The sequence below is a fragment of the Rickettsia aeschlimannii genome (genome assembly GCF_047973405.1).
GTDB lineage: Bacteria > Pseudomonadota > Alphaproteobacteria > Rickettsiales > Rickettsiaceae > Rickettsia > Rickettsia rickettsii.
On the sequence record NZ_JBFQGO010000001.1, the window covers coordinates 149,910 to 167,240 of the forward strand.

Sequence of the window (17,331 nt, forward strand, 5' to 3'; positions counted from 1 at the left end):
TCCTTTGATAGGTTAATATGTATTGATGTTTTTTTATAAAACAATATATACAACTGGCAATAATATACATCAATATATTTCTTATGTGAGTTAATTATAACAAACTACCCACATACTGCAAATGCCAGTTATTTACAAAGTTTAAAATATATACGTTATTATATTAATTTACAGAAAAATGTAGCCATTTTACATCAGTAATACTGTTAAAACTATCTTAATCAAGTAATTAAAGTGAAAATTTATCATTTAAACCCTAATTTATTGTCAGTAGTAAATTACAAAAACTAATTTTCTACTCTATAAAAAATTATAAGTTTTTTAATAAAAAACAATATATACTTAATTTACATAAAAAGTGGGAACCATCTTTCACCTTTTATATAGAATATTTCTAACCGAATAGCAGATTATGTAATAATTCGCTATTCACATTAATTTAGAATAAAATTTTTAAAGAAAAATATATTAAATCCAATGTTATTGTCTGAAATTTGTATTAAACGCCCTGTCTTTGCTACAGTTTTGAATTTGGTTATCGTAGCTCTTGGAGCAATTTTTTTTACCAAACTACAAATTAGAGGCACTCCGGATATTTCAGTTCCCATTATAAATGTCAAAGCTCATTATGCAGGTGCCGATGCCTTATATATGGAGCAAGAAATAACGACACGTATAGAAAAAGCTTTAAAGACGGTTAAAAATTTAGATTATATAACTTCTCAAAGTTCTACCGGCGAAAGTAGTATTACTTTATCGTTTCTATTATCTACCGATATTGAAGTAGCACTAAACGATGTCCGCGCCAAAATATCGGATATCACTTATATGTTCCCGCAAGATATGAAAGCCCCGTCAGTTGCAAAACTTGATGCCGATAGTTTCCCAAGCCTCTTCATAAGCGTTGAAAGTGATCAATACAGCGATTTAGAATTAACAAAGATCGTCGAAGATAATCTACAAATACCGTTAGATAAACTTGAAAGCGTAGGACAGTCACAAATTTACGGCGGTCGGGAATATATAATGAGAATAGAACCCGATTCTAAAAAATTATATCAACATAAAATTTCTTTATTGGAGATTGAATCCGCAATAAAAGAGCAAAATAAAGATTATCCCGTAGGTACGATTAAAACAAAAAGTAATAATTTTATAGTAATTCTTGAAGGTTCTTTATCTACACCGGAAGAATTCGGTAATATTATTCTAAAAGTACAAAACGGAGGTATCATAAAATTACGAGATATAGCAACAATATCTTTAACTTCTCCCGATGAGGACATAATTTTTAGATATAACGGCAAAAGCTCTATTGCCCTTGGTCTTATAAAAGAATCAAAAGCTAACGTCATAGATTTATCACATGAAGTAACGAAAGCACTAGAAAGAATTAAAGAATCCATGCCCAAAGGAATAAGCATGGGTATCGCATATGATGGAGCGACTCCTGTAAAAGCATCAATTTATGCAGTATTTCAAACAATTTTTGAAGCCTTAATATTAGTAGTTTTAGTCACTTATTTATTTCTTGCTTCTGCTAAAATTACCTTAATTCCATTTGTGACGATTCCGGTATCGTTGATCGGTACTTTTAGCGTAATGTATGCTTTTGGATTTTCTATTAATATATTTACGCTCCTTGCTATGATACTTGCTATAGGTTTAGTGGTCGATGATGCGATAGTTATGCTTGAAAACATTTTTAGATATAATGAAATGGGGCATAAACCCATGGAAGCGGCTATGCTTGCTTCTAAAGAAATCGGCTTTGCAATCATTGCTATGACTATTACGCTTGCTGCCGTATTTTTACCCGTGGGTTTTATAGAGGGTTTTATCGGGAAATTATTTATTGAATTTGCTTGGACTTTAGCATTTTGTGTTTTGTTCTCAGGATTTGTTGCTTTAACTTTAACTCCTATGATGTCAAGTCGTATGATTACAAAACATAATACGGACTTACCGCAATTCTTAGTAAAGTTTAACGACATTCTACAATTTATTCAAAATAAATATATTTACTATCTAACGCTAACTTTTGACAATAAAAAGCAATTTGTCCTCATTATTGCATCATCATTTATAGTGCTGATTATTAGTTTTAAATTTACTCAAAAAATTTTCGTCCCCCAAGAAGATGATGGATTTTTACAAATTTCTCTTAAAGGTCCTGAAGGTTCTAGTTTAGAATCTTCTACTAAAGTAGTGAAAGAAGCCGAAAAAATCCTTGCTAATTATAAAGATATATTAGGTTATCTGATGGTAATAGGTGCAGGCGGCAGTGATAATGTTTTTGGATTCATTCCTCTAAAAAATTGGGGTGAGCGTTCTTGTTCCCAAGAAACTATTAAGAATATGTTAAATAAGCAGTTTTCTGAAATACCGGGCATGTCGATTTGCGCTATCGATCCACGTTCAATGGTTAGCGGGAATGCAAGTAGCCCTATCGAGTTTACTATTCAAACGAACCTTAAATATGATGACCTAGATAAAATATCACAACAATTTATTGATATAATGAAAACAAATCCTATTTTCTCAAACGTCAATAGAAATTTACAATCGGCAATGCCAACTATAAGTATAGAAGTCAACCGTGATAAGGCTTATTTATACGGAATGGATTTGGCAAGTATAGGCAAAACGGTACAATATTTACTTGCAGGTCAACAAATCGGGAATTTTAGAATGAGTAATGATTTATATGACGTTATATTACAATTTAATCAAAAAGATCGAAAAGATATTAGCGATTTTAGTAAAATTTTAATCAGAGCAAAAAATAATAATATGTTACCACTTGAATCGATAGCCAATATTACGGAAAAAATATCAGTAAAATCATATAGTCATTATAATAATTCAAAATCCGTTACTATTTCTTCCGATCTTGCTCCTGACGGGAAAATTGATGATGCAATTAATGAAATCAATAAAATAGCCACTAAGTTACTTGATCCTAGTAATACTATAATTGAATATATCGGAGAAATTAAACAAATGAGAGAGGCAGACAGTAATATGCTTATAACATTTGTGTTTGCTCTTATATTTATCTATTTAGTGCTTGCAGCTCAATTTGAAAGCTTTACTGACCCCTTATTAATATTACTCGCCGTACCTTTCTCAATAACCGGCGGTGTACTTGCTCTCTGGCTTGCCGGTAATAGCCTTAATATGTATAGTAATATCGGACTTATTACTTTAATTGGATTAATTACTAAGAATTCTATTATGATAGTAGAATTTGCTAATCAGCTAAGAGAAAAAGGAGTAAAGGTTCAAGAAGCTATAATAGAATCCTCAAAACTTCGCTTGCGTCCAATTCTTATGACTACTCTTGCTGCCGTAGTCGGAGCTTTACCTCTAGTTTTTGCAGATGGGGCCGGTGCTGCTGCTCGTAATTCTATAGGCTTTGTAATAGTTGGAGGATTAAGCATCGGTACTATATTTACAATTTTTGTTATACCTGTAATATATCAAACTTTTAAGAAGGATTAATAAATTATAGAATTATAAAATTTAGTAGACATATAGCTCAAAATGAGAAATGATTATTTTACGTTAGTTTTGTTGCATGGCTCGGAAAACACACACAGTGTCATCCTGAGGCCTTGCCACGGGATCCAAAAATGTAACCCATAATACTAGTAATTTTAGTATTTTTAACTGGACCCCGCTATCAAGTTGTGGGATGACAGAGGTATGATGAGCCACGCAACAAGGTCTTTCACGTTTAACTAAAAGGAGCTTAGATATGTTAATAAATACTTCTAATAATCCGCTTATTACTACTGTACATTTATTATCTTCTATAGGTGCTATAAATTGGGGCTTAGTCGGATTATTTAATTTTAATTTAGTCACACTTTTATTTGGCTCATTTCCAATTATTGTTATAATACTTTATATAATTATAGGCTTTTGTGGTGTATATTCTTTCCTTTGTTTAGGTAAGCTATTTTGTAAACCAGGAATAGAAAAGGTGAAGTAACTCTACCTTTTCGTCATTGCGAGCAGCAGTAGGATGCGTAGCAATCTCATGAAATAATAACAAACTCCTGAGATTGCTTCGTCAATTGCTATGCAATTTCCTCGCAATGACGACCTAACAACCTCACTTGTGCTATAGCAGTTATTGCTGCTGTTTCAGCACGTAATATATTACTTCCTAAACTTATAGATTTTGTATTCTTATATGAGGCAAGAAGTTCCAGCTCATCATTAGTAAAGCCTCCCTCCGGTCCTACAATAATAGTTATATCACTATTACTAAGTGATGATGAAATTCGTAATATAGAATTTTTCTCTTTTTCATGTTCATTAGCATATAACATCAAATTATTATTCTTTTTTAGATAATCTTGTATTGTGATAGCTTTTTCAATTATCGGGGGAGTAAGACGTTCTGATTGCTCTGTTGCCTCAATAACACATTTCGTTAAACGTTCGATATTTACCGATCTAAATTGACACCGCCTAGTAATTAACGGAATAATTTTAGTTATACCGAATTGCGTAGCCATATTTATTGCAAGCATTAATTTATCTTGCTTTATTATAGCAACAGCAAGAGTTAACGTAGATTCTGTATAAGGCTTTTTTAACTGTTCTTTAAGTCTAACCGATAGGTTATTTTTACCTATATCGTTAATTTGTGCTAGAAATTCTCCATCCGTACCGTTAAAGAGACGCAATCCATCATTTACTTTAAGACGTAGCACCGTTTTTACATAATGAACATGATTACTTGCTAATTCTATCTTGCTATTTTCAGCTAAACGACTATTAATATAAATACGGTTATATTTCATATATTTAGTACTATGGACGATAAAAAAGATAATAGACATCTTTCCAAACCAGCTTATAGAGAGGAATTTACAGGAGACACGGAACGCAGCACCACAACGTATATGGGCATACGTGAGGATGCGAGTACCGGATCGACGTCTAAATTACCTCTAGAAGCGAAGTTTAGAAAGATGTCTAATAATATATCAGAAGAAGAAAATTTACCAAAAGAAAAAGAAATTGGCGGTGTTAAAGGTCTAGAACTGACAAGATACGGGGACTGGCAGCATAAAGGTAAAGTCACAGATTTCTAATGCCTTGCCTTCAACACACTAAAATTTTACCCTATAAACCGCAAGAATTGTTTGATTTGGTCTGGGATGTAAAATCTTATCCTAAATTCTTGCCTTGGTGTTCTGCTTCTAGAATTATTTCAGAAAATAATCAAGAGGTTATTGCTGAATTAGTAATTCAGTTAAAAGGCTTTTCAGAAAAATATAACTCACGAGTTACAAGCGAAATAACAAATGATGGAATATATTTGATTAATACGGTAGCTATTTCAGGACCTTTTGAATATTTAAAAAGTACTTGGCAATTTGTTCCATACACGGCAGGAACTGAATTAAAATTCTTTATTGATTTTAAAATGAAATCCGTAATACTGGATAAATTAATCGGCACTTATTTTACCAAAGCAACCGAAAAAATGATTATAGCTTTTGAAAGGAGAGCTAAAGAGGTTATTAAATAAAAAAGAGTAAGGTTATAGATCTATAACCTTACTCTCTAGAAAGTTTTGTATTTAGTTACTAGGCAATATCAGATATATATCCTTCATCTCCCTCATCTCCTAAGATTTGAGTTTGATCATCATTAAGATTATTATAATCAAGGCTATAAAACTGCTCTTCTTGTTTTTCACTAGTGGAAGTATGATAATTAAATAACATTTCATAAGCTTCATTTATTTCAGCATATTTCTGTATTTCTTTTGAAAGTTCTACTTCTTTATTTTGCATAGCTTTTTCTGTACCATGCCATAACTTACTTGCCAAATTTGGCTTGTATTCTGCTAATTGCTTATTTTTGTAACTTTCTCTCTTTGCAACAGTTCCTAAACTTAAAGCTTTTTCAATATCTTCACTTGAATAGCTATTTTGTATTAGCTGCTGAATAATACAAGCATGTAAAGGAAGAATACTAGTATCTAGAACTAAGTTATTTGTATATTGTCCTTTCACGCCAGGTATTTCCTGATATAACGCACGATCTGTTGATTCTACTATTTCATAGCCACCATTATGTTTGTAACCAACGCCGTCTTCCGTTAAACTTAAGGTTGGTACACGAGTTATTGCATTAGATATTATCTTACCGTTTATTCCTTCAATATATTTACCGGTAAATTTATCTATACCGTTTTTATCTACAGCAGTACCGTATACAAAACTTCCTAACCCAGAAGTAGCCAAATACTCTTCAACTTTAGTTGCTTCATGAGCTTTAGTAAAAAGCTTCATTTGTTCATTACTATCCATAATGCCTTTTGCCCCATAACTAGTACCAAAAACAGCCCCTATTATTAAAGGTATTTTGCTTAACCAACTACTAGATAAAAAACAACTACTTATTCCTGTAAAAAAGCTTCCTGATGCTAATTTTGTATAAAAACTATAATCTGCTTTTGCTTTTTCTATTAAAGATAAGTAAGTAATAGGTTTATTACTTCCGAATAAATTATGTGCTAATAATGTAAACATAGTCTATCTCCTTTCTTCTTGTTTAAATCACCATATTTCATGGTTATAAATGCATCATATAACAAAAGTAATCAAATGTCAATCTTTATTTAATAATAGATTAATAAGTATTATATAGACTTGACATTTTTTAGAAAAACCATATTTTATGGTGAAATTGATCAAAAAGAGGTAGATATGTCTACGTATAAAAATTCTAAACATATTAGCACTAAAAAGCTTGCTTATATAGGGTTAGACCTCGCATATAAAACAGATGATTTAAATATTTATAAGCTAAAAGCATCAAAGGTCAGTGAACAATTAGCAGATAGCGGCTGGGAAATACTGACTGCTTCATGTGATAATATCAGCACTGCTAAATATGATTATAAAGCCGTCGCATTTATAAATAAAGAAACTAAAGAAGTTCATATTGCTAGTGCCGGCACAAAATTCAATATATATGATTTATTAGACGACTTGCTTATCGCTCTGCACTATTTACCTACTAAACTAACTCCACTTCAGGATTTTGTTAGTGAAATAATTAACAAATTAGGCGGCTTAAGTAAAGCCACAGAATATAGTTTTAATACTAGCGGTCATTCACTTGGAGCAATAATTGCAGATTTAACCTTAGTAGAAATACATTCTCGCAACCTACATTTTAATAAATCTACAACTTTTGATAGCCCTGGCTCAAAACCAATAATTGAAAGAGGCATAGAAAAAAATTTATTTACCGGAAAAGTAACAACTCCAATAAAAGAGCTAGCTACCCATTCTAAGATATATAATGCAAAACATAATCTTATTAATATTACTAATAAGCATTTGGGAAAAACAACAATGGTACTTCCTGGTAAAAAAACAGAACTATCACAATCAGAAGAATGGGCATCATATTTATATAATTTTGCCAAACAAAAAGTTATAAAATATCTAGGAATTAATGGAATAGTCGAAGGCTTTGAAGAAATCATAACTGGAATCAGTAAACATGGACTTGTTAATTTTTCTGATTTGAAACAGAATATTACTTTAGCCGTAGATGATTGGGAAGCAGCAACACAAAAATATGCTAAAAATACTCTAAATTTAAAAAATAATTTATATAATCAAATAGTTGAAACTGAAACCGGAACTAATTTAGTTGGGATGTATAATAATTTTCAAAGCTGCAGTCAAGAATATGCTCAGGAAGTCAAAACAACAGGAGATATAAGTAATTATCATCTATATCCTCTAATATGCTAAATAAAAAAATAACATAATATAATAAATTTATAGGCAGAAATCACCTTTCGCCTTTCATATTCATTATTTCTTATTTAGAGCAACTAAATAGATTTCCGTAGATTCACTGCGGCTGGATGAAGGTTTAAAATGTTTCACTGTTTTAAATTCACGCTTTACTTTATTTAATAATTCATTTTCTGCACCGCCACGAAAAATTTTAGCAATAAAATGACCGGAGGGTTTTAATACTTTTAAAGCAAATTCAAAAGCTTGCTCACATAAAAGTAAGGTTCTTATATGGTCTGTAGCTTTATGACCTATGGTATTTGATGCCATATCACTCATTACTATATCAGCTCTACCGTCTAAAGCCTGAATAATTAATTCTTCCGTAGCTGCTTCAAAAAAGTCCTTTTGAAAAAATTCAACTCCAGCAACAGGTTCGATTTCTAACACATCGATAGAGATTATTTTATTATTTAGGTTATTATCCGAAGCTTTAATAAGCTTGGAAGCTACTTGACTCCATCCCCCAGGAGCTGCTCCTAGATCAACAATTTTCATGTTAGGAGTAAAAAGTTTAAATTTTTCATGAATTTCAAGTAGTTTATATGCAGCTCTCGACCTAAAGCCGTCTATACGTGCTTTTGCAACATACGGATCGTTTAATTGGCGTCTAAGCCAATTACTAGAAGAGACGGTGCGTTTTTTAGAAGTCTTAACTCTAATGAATTTATTTCTATAACCGCTTAAATTATTTGTCATAAAATCTTTTTTATACTTATAAATAAATGAAGAATAAGTAGACGAAGTTTAATATGGAAAAGAGCAAGGAATCCACAAGACGAGGAACGGAAGCCGTTAATAATACTTGAGTACCACAGTACTTGTAGCCAATTTTTCAAATTAAACGAGTATGCTCTTTTGCTATTTTATCTAATACAGAATTAACAAAACCAATTTCATGCTCATTTAACATATCATTTGCTATATCCGTATATTCGTTGATTACTACTTTAGCAGGCGTAGTAGGGCAAAATAATAGCTCACATATACTAACACGCAATAAAGCTCGGAGTAAGATCGGCATATGTGCAGGATCTTTATCATTTGTTAAATGATTGTCGATAATTTCGTCTAATTTATTAATATTTTCAAATACTAACTTTACCAGCATTTGAAAATGACTTATACTTAATGATACTTTTAAATTCTCAGGTAAATCTGTTATAGAATTATTATTTTGATAAAAAGAAAGTACATTTTGCATGATATCATCCATATCGTCGTTATTTTGCAATATATTTTGATAAATAGCTTGCACTGCTGCAATACGTGCAATCGATTTTTTATTAATTTTATTTGAACTCATAGAGAAAAGAAATTTAAAATTTAATTTTCGTCATTGCGAGTGTGATATGGCGTGATGTCATTCCCGCGAAAGCGGGAATCCAGTAATTAAAAAACATAAATACTATTAGTTTTTAAAACTAATAAATTTGGATTACTTCATTTTTTGTGGATTCCCGCTTTCGCGGGAATGACATCGGAAACCAAGGAGCAGCGTCCACTCACAACTACGAAATGATATCTATAACCTTACAATGTATACCTTAAAATAATTTATTAGTAAACTTATAAAATTTTTATGCTCTCTATAATAGGATTTATTATAACAATTAGTATCTTGGTATTTATCCATGAATTTGGGCATTATTGTATTGCTAGGTATTTTAATGTAAAAGTTGAGGAGTTCTCGATAGGTTTCGGTAAAGCACTAATAGGCATTACCGATAAAAAAGGAGTTAGGTGGAAGATTTGCCTTATACCGCTTGGCGGTTATGTCAAGATTTACGGCTATGATCGCAGCCTTATGGATAAGACTAAAGAAGTTAATGAAAAAGTAGCTTTTGATGCTAAATCTTGTTTAGAACGTTTTTTAATAGTTGCAGCAGGTCCGTTAATTAATTATTTACTTGCTGTAATAATATTTGCAGGTTTTTATTGTTACTTTGGAAAAACAGTGATTCCTCCTATAATAGGTGATGTAGTAGCTTCATCACCGGCAGAGAGAGCAGACTTAAGAGCAGGAGATAAAATTGTTAAGGTTAACGATAAATCTGTTAAAGATTTCAGGGACGTGCAGAGAGAGATATTAATTAACGGTTTTAGTTCTTCTACTTTAACTATAGAAAGAAAAAGTGAGGAATTTATCGTTAATATAATGCCTCAAGAAATAATTATATCATCTCCCGAAGAAAAGCAAGTTAAGAAAACTCTTCGTATCGGTATTATAGCTAAAAATAAACCTATTCATACTAAAATAGGAATTTTAGGAGGATTCTGGGAAGCTATTAATACTACTATAGATATGTCTGCTTTAACTCTAAACGCAATATCGCAAATGATTGTAGGAAAACGTTCATTCGATGAGATAGGAGGGCCGGTAGCTATTGCTAAAGAGTCAGGCAAATCTATAGCTGGTGGAACCCAAATGTATCTGCTATTTATAGCAATGCTTTCTGTTAATTTAGGGTTACTTAACTTACTACCTATACCGGTGCTTGACGGCGGACATTTAATATTTATACTATATGAAGCAATTACAGGTAAATTACCGAATCCTAAGATTAAAAATATTTTGTTACAATTAGGAGCAATAATCATAATTTTTCTTATTATAATTTCTGTTTCCAACGATATACAAAATTTGTTTTCCTAAATTATAGATTTGCTTGCTCTCGTTTATATTATCTACTATAGTGGAATACATTAATTATGTTTGAATGCATTAGTTAGGAGAACTTTGTATTATTCTTAGCTAAAAGCGGGAATCCAGTTCTTTGTCATACCACAACTTGAACACGGTATCTAATTTATTATTTTTACCGTGGTCAAGCCACAAGATGACATCGGGTTTAAACACAGAAATTTAAATTAAATCTTAAAGAAGGTTTTAGGTGACAATCAGATCAATTAGTAAGTTAACAATTTTATTATTAACGATTTTTTATTATCATATTTCATTAGCTGACTCTGTAATTCGTAAAATAACTATCGAAGGTAACCATAGGGTTGAGCGTTCTACTATTGAGAGCTATTTAAAGCTTAAGGTAGGAGAAACTTATAATAATTCTAAAGAAGATGAGGCAATAAAGCGTTTATATACCACCTCACTTTTTAGAAATATAAATATGCATATAACAAATGATGGTCATTTAATAGTTAACGTTACTGAAACGCCTTTTATAAGTAGTGTAGTATTTAGCGGTAATTCTAAAATCAAAACTAATATGCTCGCTAAAGAAATTTATACAATGTCGGGCGAATCTCTTAGCCAAGCTAAAATTGAATTAGATGTAAAGAAAATATTAGAAATTTATAAACGTAGCGGACGTTTTGCTACTACAGTAACACCTAAAATCGAAAATTTAGAAAACAACAGAGTTAAGGTTATTTTTGATATAGCAGAAGGACCAAAAACCGGTATTAAATATATTTATTTTAGCGGTAATGAAAATTATATTGATTCAGAACTTAAATCTATTGTTTTAACTAAAGAATCTCGTTGGTTTCGTTTTTTAGAAAGTAACGATACCTACGATCCTGATAGAGTGGAATATGATAAAGAATTACTGAGAGAGTTTTATCAATCTGTAGGTTTTGCAGATTTTAGAGTAATTTCGGCATCGGCAGAACTCAATAATACTAAAGAATATTTCACCCTTACCTATTCCATTGAAGAGGGAGAAAAATATAGCTTCGGTAATATTACAATAGACAATAAATTAACTAATATAGATATAACACCACTTAATAAAATTGTTAATATTAAGCAAGGCAAGGTTTTCAATATGAAAAAGGTTGATGATATAGCTGAAAAAATCGGAGAATATTTTACAGCGAACGGTTACCCTACGGTAAATGTTTATCCGGATATAATGAAAAATGCTAATCATACTGCAGATATTAAATTTATTATTGAAAAAGCCGATAAGGTTTATATTAATAAAATTAATATTATTAATAACCTTAAAACCGAAGACCATGTTATAAGAGGAGAATTTAAAATAGAAGAAGGTGATATAATTAATCGTTCATATATTGAAAAAGGTGAGCGTAATCTTAGAAATTTAGATTATTTTGAGAAAGTAGCAATTAGCTTAGCTCCGACTAAAGCTAAAGATAAATATGATGTTAACGTTGAAGTTGATGAAAAATCTACTTCCTCTATAGGTTTTGATTTAGGATATAATACTGCCGGCGGTTTATTCGGACGTTTCTCTTTCTTAGAGCGTAATTTAGTCGGTACCGGGAAACTGCTTAATGCCGGTGTACAAGTAAGTAAAAACACTACAAGCTATTACGGTGGTATTACCGCACCACACTTTTTAGATCGTGATTTATCACTTGGCGTAAACGCATTTAGAAACTATACCGGACGCGGTGCTAGTGTATTAAATACAACTGATCAAAGCTATAAGTTACACTCTATAGGAGTCAAAACTTCTCTTGGTTATGAAATTAAAGAGGATTTAGGTCACGAAATAGATTATTTAATCAAACGTGATATTTTAAGTGCTCCAACTCCATCAAGCTCAATATTCTTAAAGGAGCAAATGGGAAGATTCATTACTTCTGCTATAGGACATACTATTACTTATGATCAAACCGATAATAAAATTGTTCCAAAAAACGGTTATTTAGTAAGCAGCACACAAGAATTTGCCGGCGTTGGAGGTGATAACAAATATATAAAGCATGAAGTTAACGGTAAATATTATAAATCTTTCATACATAACAAGTTTACTTTAAAATTATCTGCTTCCGGAGGCGATATTGCAGGACTTGGAGGAAAAATTATTAGAATTTCCGATCGCTTCAATTTAGGTGATTATAGTTTAAGAGGCTTTGCAAGCGGTGGTGTAGGACCTCGTGAAAAGGTCACTAACGAAGGACTTGGCGGTGAGCGATATTACACATTTTCAACAGAGCTTAATTTCCCCACACCTGTACCTGAGGAATTTAATTTAACAGGTGCAGTCTTTATGGATTTAGGAAGCGTTTGGGGAGTAGGCCTAAATAAGAAACAATATCAAACTCCAAACGGTTTTTATAACGATAAATCTCTTAGAGCTTCCGTTGGTTTCGGCTTTATTTGGGTAACACGTTTTGCACCGATCAGAATGGATTGGGGTTTCCCGGTTAAAAAGAAGAAATATGACGATACGCAGCATTTCCATTTAAGATTTTCGACACATTTATAAAGATGTTTCATTGTCACCCCGTGGCGTGACCACGGGATCCAACTAATGATGCTAGTTTTGAGCATTTTAAAATTTTTTTATTGGATTTCCACGCTCCTTATCAGTCGCTCGCAATGACGAAACATGTCTCGTAGGAATCCATATCTCAGCATAATATAATCATATTTCAGCCGATGTAGCTCAGCTGGTAGAGCGGCGCATTCGTAATGCGTAGGTCTGGGGTTCAAATCCCCACATTGGCACCATTTTCTAAATAAAACTATAGACCTATTTGTGATAGGCGTGGTAGAACCTGATATACTAATAATGTGTAGAAAAACGCATTCGTGTCATACCGTGACTTGACCATGATAAAAATAATAACTTAAAATACTAATCATTTATTATCACCATCAATCCAAGTGGTCAAAAAGTCCAGCATCTAAAGAACCTAAAGCGATTTTGAAAAATGCTTATAAAATAAGTAATGATACTGAAAGACTTATTGCTGTTGATATAAAAAATGACCAGTTTGTAATATTTGATAATACAGGTGGTAATGTAGCTCATGTAAGGACATATAGACATATAAAGAAATAGAGAGAGACGCTGTTTTAAAAAATAACCTAATCACAACAAAAACATGCAAATAAGGTAATAAAAACTTTAATGAAACCTTGAAGCAGTATAAATTATTGGAATAACAAAATGAAATAAACAATATTTCTGATCCAAATATAAAAAACTAAAATAAACAATGACAGATAAATTATGGTATGAAAAAATAAATGAAGAAGATGCATATATCAGAAAAACACTTCAAGAATATATAGATTTATATTTCTTTGATTCTGTAGAATTTAAAGCAGTAGAAGATATAACCTTAGATTAGAAAATTTAGGTGAATTTTTAGAAGTAATGTTAAAATATTATCAACAATATCATTTTCATTTAGGCGAATTATATGATACTGGAGAAATATTAGAAGAATATTTCGATTATGTTTTTATGGATGATGAAAAATATATAAATTATCCTAAATATTCTAAAGAGGATAGACGTAATTTAGGTTGGTTATTGATAGTAAATTATATACAAATGTGTAATCCAAGACTATTTCCAGAAGATGTCCCGCGAATTTTTACACGCTAAAGATGGAGAAGTGACAAAGGCTCAAGAAAAGCTAAATACCTACCTTGCCCAATTTGATTTAATGAAAAGACAAGATGAAGATTACAGATGCTGAGAAGCAATCATGAAAGAACGTCAGCAAGTTATAGCAGAAAATAAACCTTTACCAATAAGATCTATGAGTATTGAACTATCAAAATGCTTGAAAGATTGAAGTTGGAAACTTTTTTAAGACCATCATAGAGCTAGCGAAAGCATCGGGAGTACAGCTGGTGAAGATGATAGCGATAGAGAAAGTAACGGAACTTGCAGTAAATGCTGTAAATAATAACGCACTATCTATCTGATTTAGGGAAAAAGATAGAAAATAAAATAACAGGGAGCGTTACTCTGGCTTTAAATTCTAATAACGGGATATTGCTAAGTGCTTACAGTGGTTTAGAGCAGGACGGTAACAAGAGAATATGACGCCATTCGTGATTCCCTGAGCCATAATATAGGCAAGATTGCAGCAACTGCGGTAATGCACTTTATTAACCGCAAGGTCACCTTAGTATTTTAAACTGGATCTCGCTACAAATGAGCTAGGATGATAGGGTAGAATTAATCCATGCAACAACACCAATGCTACACGGAAATGACAATAAGGTCTTTTTAAGAGTGGCATAAAACAAAACTACCTTTTTTAGGTAATTCCATTATATTTTGTAAAGAATTTTATAAGTTTTTGCTAAAAAATAATATATACTTAGCTTTATATAAAAAGTGAAAGCCAATTGTCACCTTTTATATCAACTTCTTAAGCCGAATAGCAGATTATGTAATAATTCGCTATTCGTGTTAATTAACTATTATCTTTTTTCTTGGAGGAATATAGATTGTTTCATCTTCAGCATGCGAAATCTTTTCTAAAAGTCCAATAAAACGGTCTTTATTAGGTACTAGCTTTACTATCGCCCACCCCTCTTCTATTGATTTCTTTATGCGTTCTATATCAGATTTATGCTCTGAAAAAGATATAACTTTTTGTGCTGGGTTTTGCATATTGATAAATCAATTATAGTTAATAAATATTAATGTTATAGTAAATATTTTTATTTAATAAATCAATCACATATTTATTATTTGCTAAATATAAATAACATGATTACCTTATATTATGTCTTGTCTATTTATATATCCTAATAAATAGTTTAATTGAAGATTAAAAGTTGTACAATAATTTTTTATTTTAAACATATATGTCACTTTTAAACATATATGTCACTTATTAACTTTATTTAATTTAAACTGTATAATTTAATTATGTCAAATGATAATTTACAACCACCTGCTCTTTCTAAAAAGCAATTATTTGCTTTTTTTGGTATGGTTGTCGGCATGTTTATGTCGGTACTTGATATTCAAATTGTCGCTAGCTCATTATCCGTAATAGCTGCCGGTCTTTCCGCTTCAAGCGATGAACTTTCTTGGGTTCAAACATCATACTTAATAGCTGAAGTTATCATTATTCCTATTACCGGCTTTTTAGCAAGGTTACTTGCTACTAGAATTTCTTATTTTATTGCAGCTTTAGGGTTTACGGTTATGAGCGTATTATGTTCGCTTGCAACTAATATTGAATCCATGATTATCTTTAGAGCATTACAAGGCTTTTTTGGCGGTGCTATGATACCAACGGTCTTTAGTGCCGTTTTTATACTTTTTCCTGCATCACAACGTCCTATCGTTACTATCTTAATTGGACTTGTCGTAACTGTTGCCCCTACTTTAGGACCTACACTCGGTGGATATATTACGGAGATTTTATCATGGCATTTTATGTTTTTATTAAACGTCATACCCGGTATTTTCGTATGCACGGTAGTTTTTTTATATGGGGATTTTGATAAACCAAATTATAAATTACTGAAAAATTTTGATTTTCTCGGTATATTATTAATGGCTTTAACGCTTGGCTTATTACAGTATGTGTTAGAAGAAGGGAACAAAAAAGGTTGGCTTGAAGATAATTTAATATTATTCTTAAGTATTGCAGTAGTTTTAGGTTTTATTTTATTAATCATTAGAGAACTAACCTTTATTAATCCAATTTTAGACTTAAAAACATTTCTTTATAAAGACTTTACTTTTGCTTGCCTTTATTCGTTCGTTATAGGTATCGGATTATACGGGGCAGTATATATATTACCGCTATTTCTCTTTACTATTGCCGGATATGATACATTACAAATCGGGGCTACTATGATGGTGATGGGCGGAGCACAATTTTTATCTGCACCACTCGCCGGTAGAATGTTAGGGCTAGGGGTAGACTTACGCCTGATGCTTATTATAGGGCTTGGAGGGTTTGCTCTTGGATGTCATTTGAATAGTTTTCTAACGCCTGATTCTAAATTTGCTGCATTTGTACTTCCTCAATTTGTTAGAGGGCTTTCATTAATGTTTTGTTTTATACCGACTAATAATATAGCTCTTGGCAATATGCCGAAAGAAAGAGTAGGCAACGCTAGCGGGCTTTATAATCTTACTCGTAATTTAGGAGGAGCGGTAGGGCTTGCAATAATCAGTACTACACTTACTAATGATACTAAAACCTTTATGCAATATTTATCGGAAAATATCTCGTCTACTTCTATAATGGCATTAGAACAACTAGATTCTTATACTGAATTATTAAGCGGGAAAGTTTTGAATCCCGAAAAAGCATCATATTTGTTATTAGCAAACAAATTAAATCATGATGCTTTTGTAATTGCAATAAATAATATATTTAATATGATAGGGCTGTTATTTGTATTTATAATGCTACTAATACCTTTTACTTCAAATATCAAATTAACCGAAAATATTAATGCTCACTAAAATTAAATTTATATTATATTTTCCTTGGTTATTATTAGAAATATGGAAATCGACTTTCGCGGTTATTAAAATAATTTGGCAAAGAAAGATAGGAATAGAGCCGGTTTTTGAATGGGTGGACGCAGAAGGGCTAGAAGAAATAGGCGAAATAATCTATGGTAATTCGATTACTCTAACTCCAGGTACAGTAACACTTGATATAAATAATAATATGTTATTAGTGCATGCACTCAATAAATCATCGATTACCGACCTACAAAGAGGTATAATGATTAAAAAAATTAAGCAGATATTATAAAAACAACTTG

Annotated in this window: 15 protein-coding genes, 1 tRNA gene and 2 pseudogenes; 13 read left to right on the forward strand and 5 right to left on the reverse strand. The window is 31.5% G+C overall.

Annotated features, from left to right (window positions below):
* Nucleotides 1–477: 477 nt before the first annotated feature.
* The gene (locus AB4K15_RS00885) at nt 478–3,504 is read left to right on the forward strand and encodes an efflux RND transporter permease subunit (RefSeq protein WP_500225269.1); all 3,027 of its coding nucleotides are present in this window, start codon (nt 478–480) and stop codon (nt 3,502–3,504) included.
* Nucleotides 3,505–3,760: 256 nt separating this feature from the next.
* Entirely contained in the window at nt 3,761–3,997 is a 237-nt protein-coding gene (locus AB4K15_RS00890; protein ID WP_032073904.1) for a DUF378 domain-containing protein, read from the forward strand.
* An 88-nt stretch (nt 3,998–4,085) separates the two neighbouring features.
* Here AB4K15_RS00890 and AB4K15_RS00895 read toward each other — a convergent pair whose 3' ends face one another.
* Nucleotides 4,086–4,817 carry a 16S rRNA (uracil(1498)-N(3))-methyltransferase gene (locus AB4K15_RS00895; protein ID WP_032074015.1) on the reverse strand — a complete coding sequence of 244 codons (732 nt, stop codon included), beginning with the start codon at nt 4,815–4,817 and terminating at the stop codon, nt 4,086–4,088.
* A 12-nt stretch (nt 4,818–4,829) separates the two neighbouring features.
* On the opposite strand from AB4K15_RS00895, the gene AB4K15_RS00900 reads away from it, so the two are divergent.
* The gene (locus tag AB4K15_RS00900) at nt 4,830–5,111 is read left to right on the forward strand and encodes a DUF1674 domain-containing protein (RefSeq protein ID WP_032073903.1); all 282 of its coding nucleotides are present in this window, start codon (nt 4,830–4,832) and stop codon (nt 5,109–5,111) included.
* Nucleotides 5,111–5,551, forward strand: a complete 441-nt coding sequence (locus AB4K15_RS00905) for a type II toxin-antitoxin system RatA family toxin (RefSeq protein ID WP_032073902.1) — start codon at nt 5,111–5,113, stop codon at nt 5,549–5,551. Before AB4K15_RS00900 ends, AB4K15_RS00905 begins: the two co-directional genes overlap by 1 nt.
* A 58-nt stretch (nt 5,552–5,609) precedes the next feature.
* Here the strand turns inward: AB4K15_RS00905 and AB4K15_RS00910 are convergent, their stop codons facing one another.
* A complete protein-coding gene (locus AB4K15_RS00910; RefSeq protein ID WP_032073901.1) occupies nt 5,610–6,560 on the reverse strand; it encodes a hypothetical protein in 951 nt (316 codons plus the stop codon).
* Between the two features lie 177 nt (nt 6,561–6,737).
* Between AB4K15_RS00910 and rlip the strand changes: the two genes are divergently transcribed.
* Entirely contained in the window at nt 6,738–7,799 is a 1,062-nt protein-coding gene (rlip, locus tag AB4K15_RS00915; protein WP_032073900.1) for a secreted effector lipase Rlip, read from the forward strand.
* Nucleotides 7,800–7,862: 63 nt separating this feature from the next.
* Here rlip and AB4K15_RS00920 read toward each other — a convergent pair whose 3' ends face one another.
* Together AB4K15_RS00920 and nusB are read right to left on the reverse strand one after the other, a co-directional pair.
* Complete coding sequence (locus tag AB4K15_RS00920; RefSeq protein WP_032073899.1) at nt 7,863–8,546, reverse strand: RlmE family RNA methyltransferase; 684 nt, start codon at nt 8,544–8,546, stop codon at nt 7,863–7,865.
* Nucleotides 8,547–8,682: 136 nt separating this feature from the next.
* Nucleotides 8,683–9,153, reverse strand: a complete 471-nt coding sequence (nusB, locus tag AB4K15_RS00925; RefSeq protein WP_032073898.1) for a transcription antitermination factor NusB — start codon at nt 9,151–9,153, stop codon at nt 8,683–8,685.
* Between the two features lie 276 nt (nt 9,154–9,429).
* On the opposite strand from nusB, the gene rseP reads away from it, so the two are divergent.
* The 6 genes and pseudogenes from rseP (at nt 9,430) to AB4K15_RS00955 (ending at nt 14,626) form a co-directional block, all read left to right on the forward strand.
* Complete coding sequence (gene rseP, locus AB4K15_RS00930; protein ID WP_032073897.1) at nt 9,430–10,503, forward strand: RIP metalloprotease RseP; 1,074 nt, start codon at nt 9,430–9,432, stop codon at nt 10,501–10,503.
* A 238-nt stretch (nt 10,504–10,741) separates the two neighbouring features.
* The gene (gene bamA / locus AB4K15_RS00935) at nt 10,742–13,048 is read left to right on the forward strand and encodes an outer membrane protein assembly factor BamA (protein ID WP_032073896.1); all 2,307 of its coding nucleotides are present in this window, start codon (nt 10,742–10,744) and stop codon (nt 13,046–13,048) included.
* Between the two features lie 169 nt (nt 13,049–13,217).
* Nucleotides 13,218–13,293: transfer RNA gene (locus AB4K15_RS00940), tRNA-Thr, on the forward strand.
* A gap of 196 nt (nt 13,294–13,489) precedes the next feature.
* Nucleotides 13,490–13,627: a hypothetical protein gene (locus AB4K15_RS00945; RefSeq protein ID WP_500225263.1), complete on the forward strand. Its 138-nt coding sequence runs from the start codon at nt 13,490–13,492 to the stop codon at nt 13,625–13,627.
* A gap of 157 nt (nt 13,628–13,784) precedes the next feature.
* Nucleotides 13,785–14,372 (forward strand): annotated as a pseudogene (locus tag AB4K15_RS00950) (hypothetical protein).
* Nucleotides 14,373–14,436: 64 nt separating this feature from the next.
* Nucleotides 14,437–14,626: pseudogene (locus tag AB4K15_RS00955) on the forward strand (hypothetical protein).
* 372 nt (nt 14,627–14,998) lie between these two features.
* Here the strand turns inward: AB4K15_RS00955 and AB4K15_RS00960 are convergent.
* Nucleotides 14,999–15,202: a DUF2674 domain-containing protein gene (locus AB4K15_RS00960; protein ID WP_011271433.1), complete on the reverse strand. Its 204-nt coding sequence runs from the start codon at nt 15,200–15,202 to the stop codon at nt 14,999–15,001.
* A 261-nt stretch (nt 15,203–15,463) separates the two neighbouring features.
* Between AB4K15_RS00960 and AB4K15_RS00965 the strand changes: the two genes are divergently transcribed.
* Together AB4K15_RS00965 and AB4K15_RS00970 are read left to right on the forward strand one after the other, a co-directional pair.
* A complete protein-coding gene (locus tag AB4K15_RS00965) occupies nt 15,464–17,023 on the forward strand; it encodes a DHA2 family efflux MFS transporter permease subunit (RefSeq protein ID WP_500225261.1) in 1,560 nt (519 codons plus the stop codon).
* On the forward strand, nt 17,007–17,321 hold the full coding sequence (locus AB4K15_RS00970) for a monovalent cation/H+ antiporter subunit E (RefSeq protein ID WP_032073894.1): 315 nt from the start codon (nt 17,007–17,009) through the stop codon (nt 17,319–17,321). Before AB4K15_RS00965 ends, AB4K15_RS00970 begins: the two co-directional genes overlap by 17 nt.
* Nucleotides 17,322–17,331 lie beyond the last annotated feature (10 nt).

Bases quoted from the DNA above. Each gene is read 5' to 3' on its own strand.
- rseP (WP_032073897.1), top strand. From the start codon at position 9,430: ATGCTCTCTATAATAGGATTTATTATAACAATTAGTATCTTGGTATTT.
- rlip (WP_032073900.1), top strand. From the start codon at position 6,738: ATGTCTACGTATAAAAATTCTAAACATATTAGCACTAAAAAGCTTGCT.
- AB4K15_RS00965 (WP_500225261.1), top strand. From the start codon at position 15,464: ATGTCAAATGATAATTTACAACCACCTGCTCTTTCTAAAAAGCAATTA.
- nusB (WP_032073898.1), bottom strand. From the start codon at position 9,153: ATGAGTTCAAATAAAATTAATAAAAAATCGATTGCACGTATTGCAGCA.
- AB4K15_RS00885 (WP_500225269.1), top strand. From the start codon at position 478: ATGTTATTGTCTGAAATTTGTATTAAACGCCCTGTCTTTGCTACAGTT.
- AB4K15_RS00900 (WP_032073903.1), top strand. From the start codon at position 4,830: ATGGACGATAAAAAAGATAATAGACATCTTTCCAAACCAGCTTATAGA.
- AB4K15_RS00890 (WP_032073904.1), top strand. From the start codon at position 3,761: ATGTTAATAAATACTTCTAATAATCCGCTTATTACTACTGTACATTTA.
- AB4K15_RS00895 (WP_032074015.1), bottom strand. From the start codon at position 4,817: ATGAAATATAACCGTATTTATATTAATAGTCGTTTAGCTGAAAATAGC.
- AB4K15_RS00920 (WP_032073899.1), bottom strand. From the start codon at position 8,546: ATGACAAATAATTTAAGCGGTTATAGAAATAAATTCATTAGAGTTAAG.
- AB4K15_RS00910 (WP_032073901.1), bottom strand. From the start codon at position 6,560: ATGTTTACATTATTAGCACATAATTTATTCGGAAGTAATAAACCTATT.
- AB4K15_RS00960 (WP_011271433.1), bottom strand. From the start codon at position 15,202: ATGCAAAACCCAGCACAAAAAGTTATATCTTTTTCAGAGCATAAATCT.
- AB4K15_RS00905 (WP_032073902.1), top strand. From the start codon at position 5,111: ATGCCTTGCCTTCAACACACTAAAATTTTACCCTATAAACCGCAAGAA.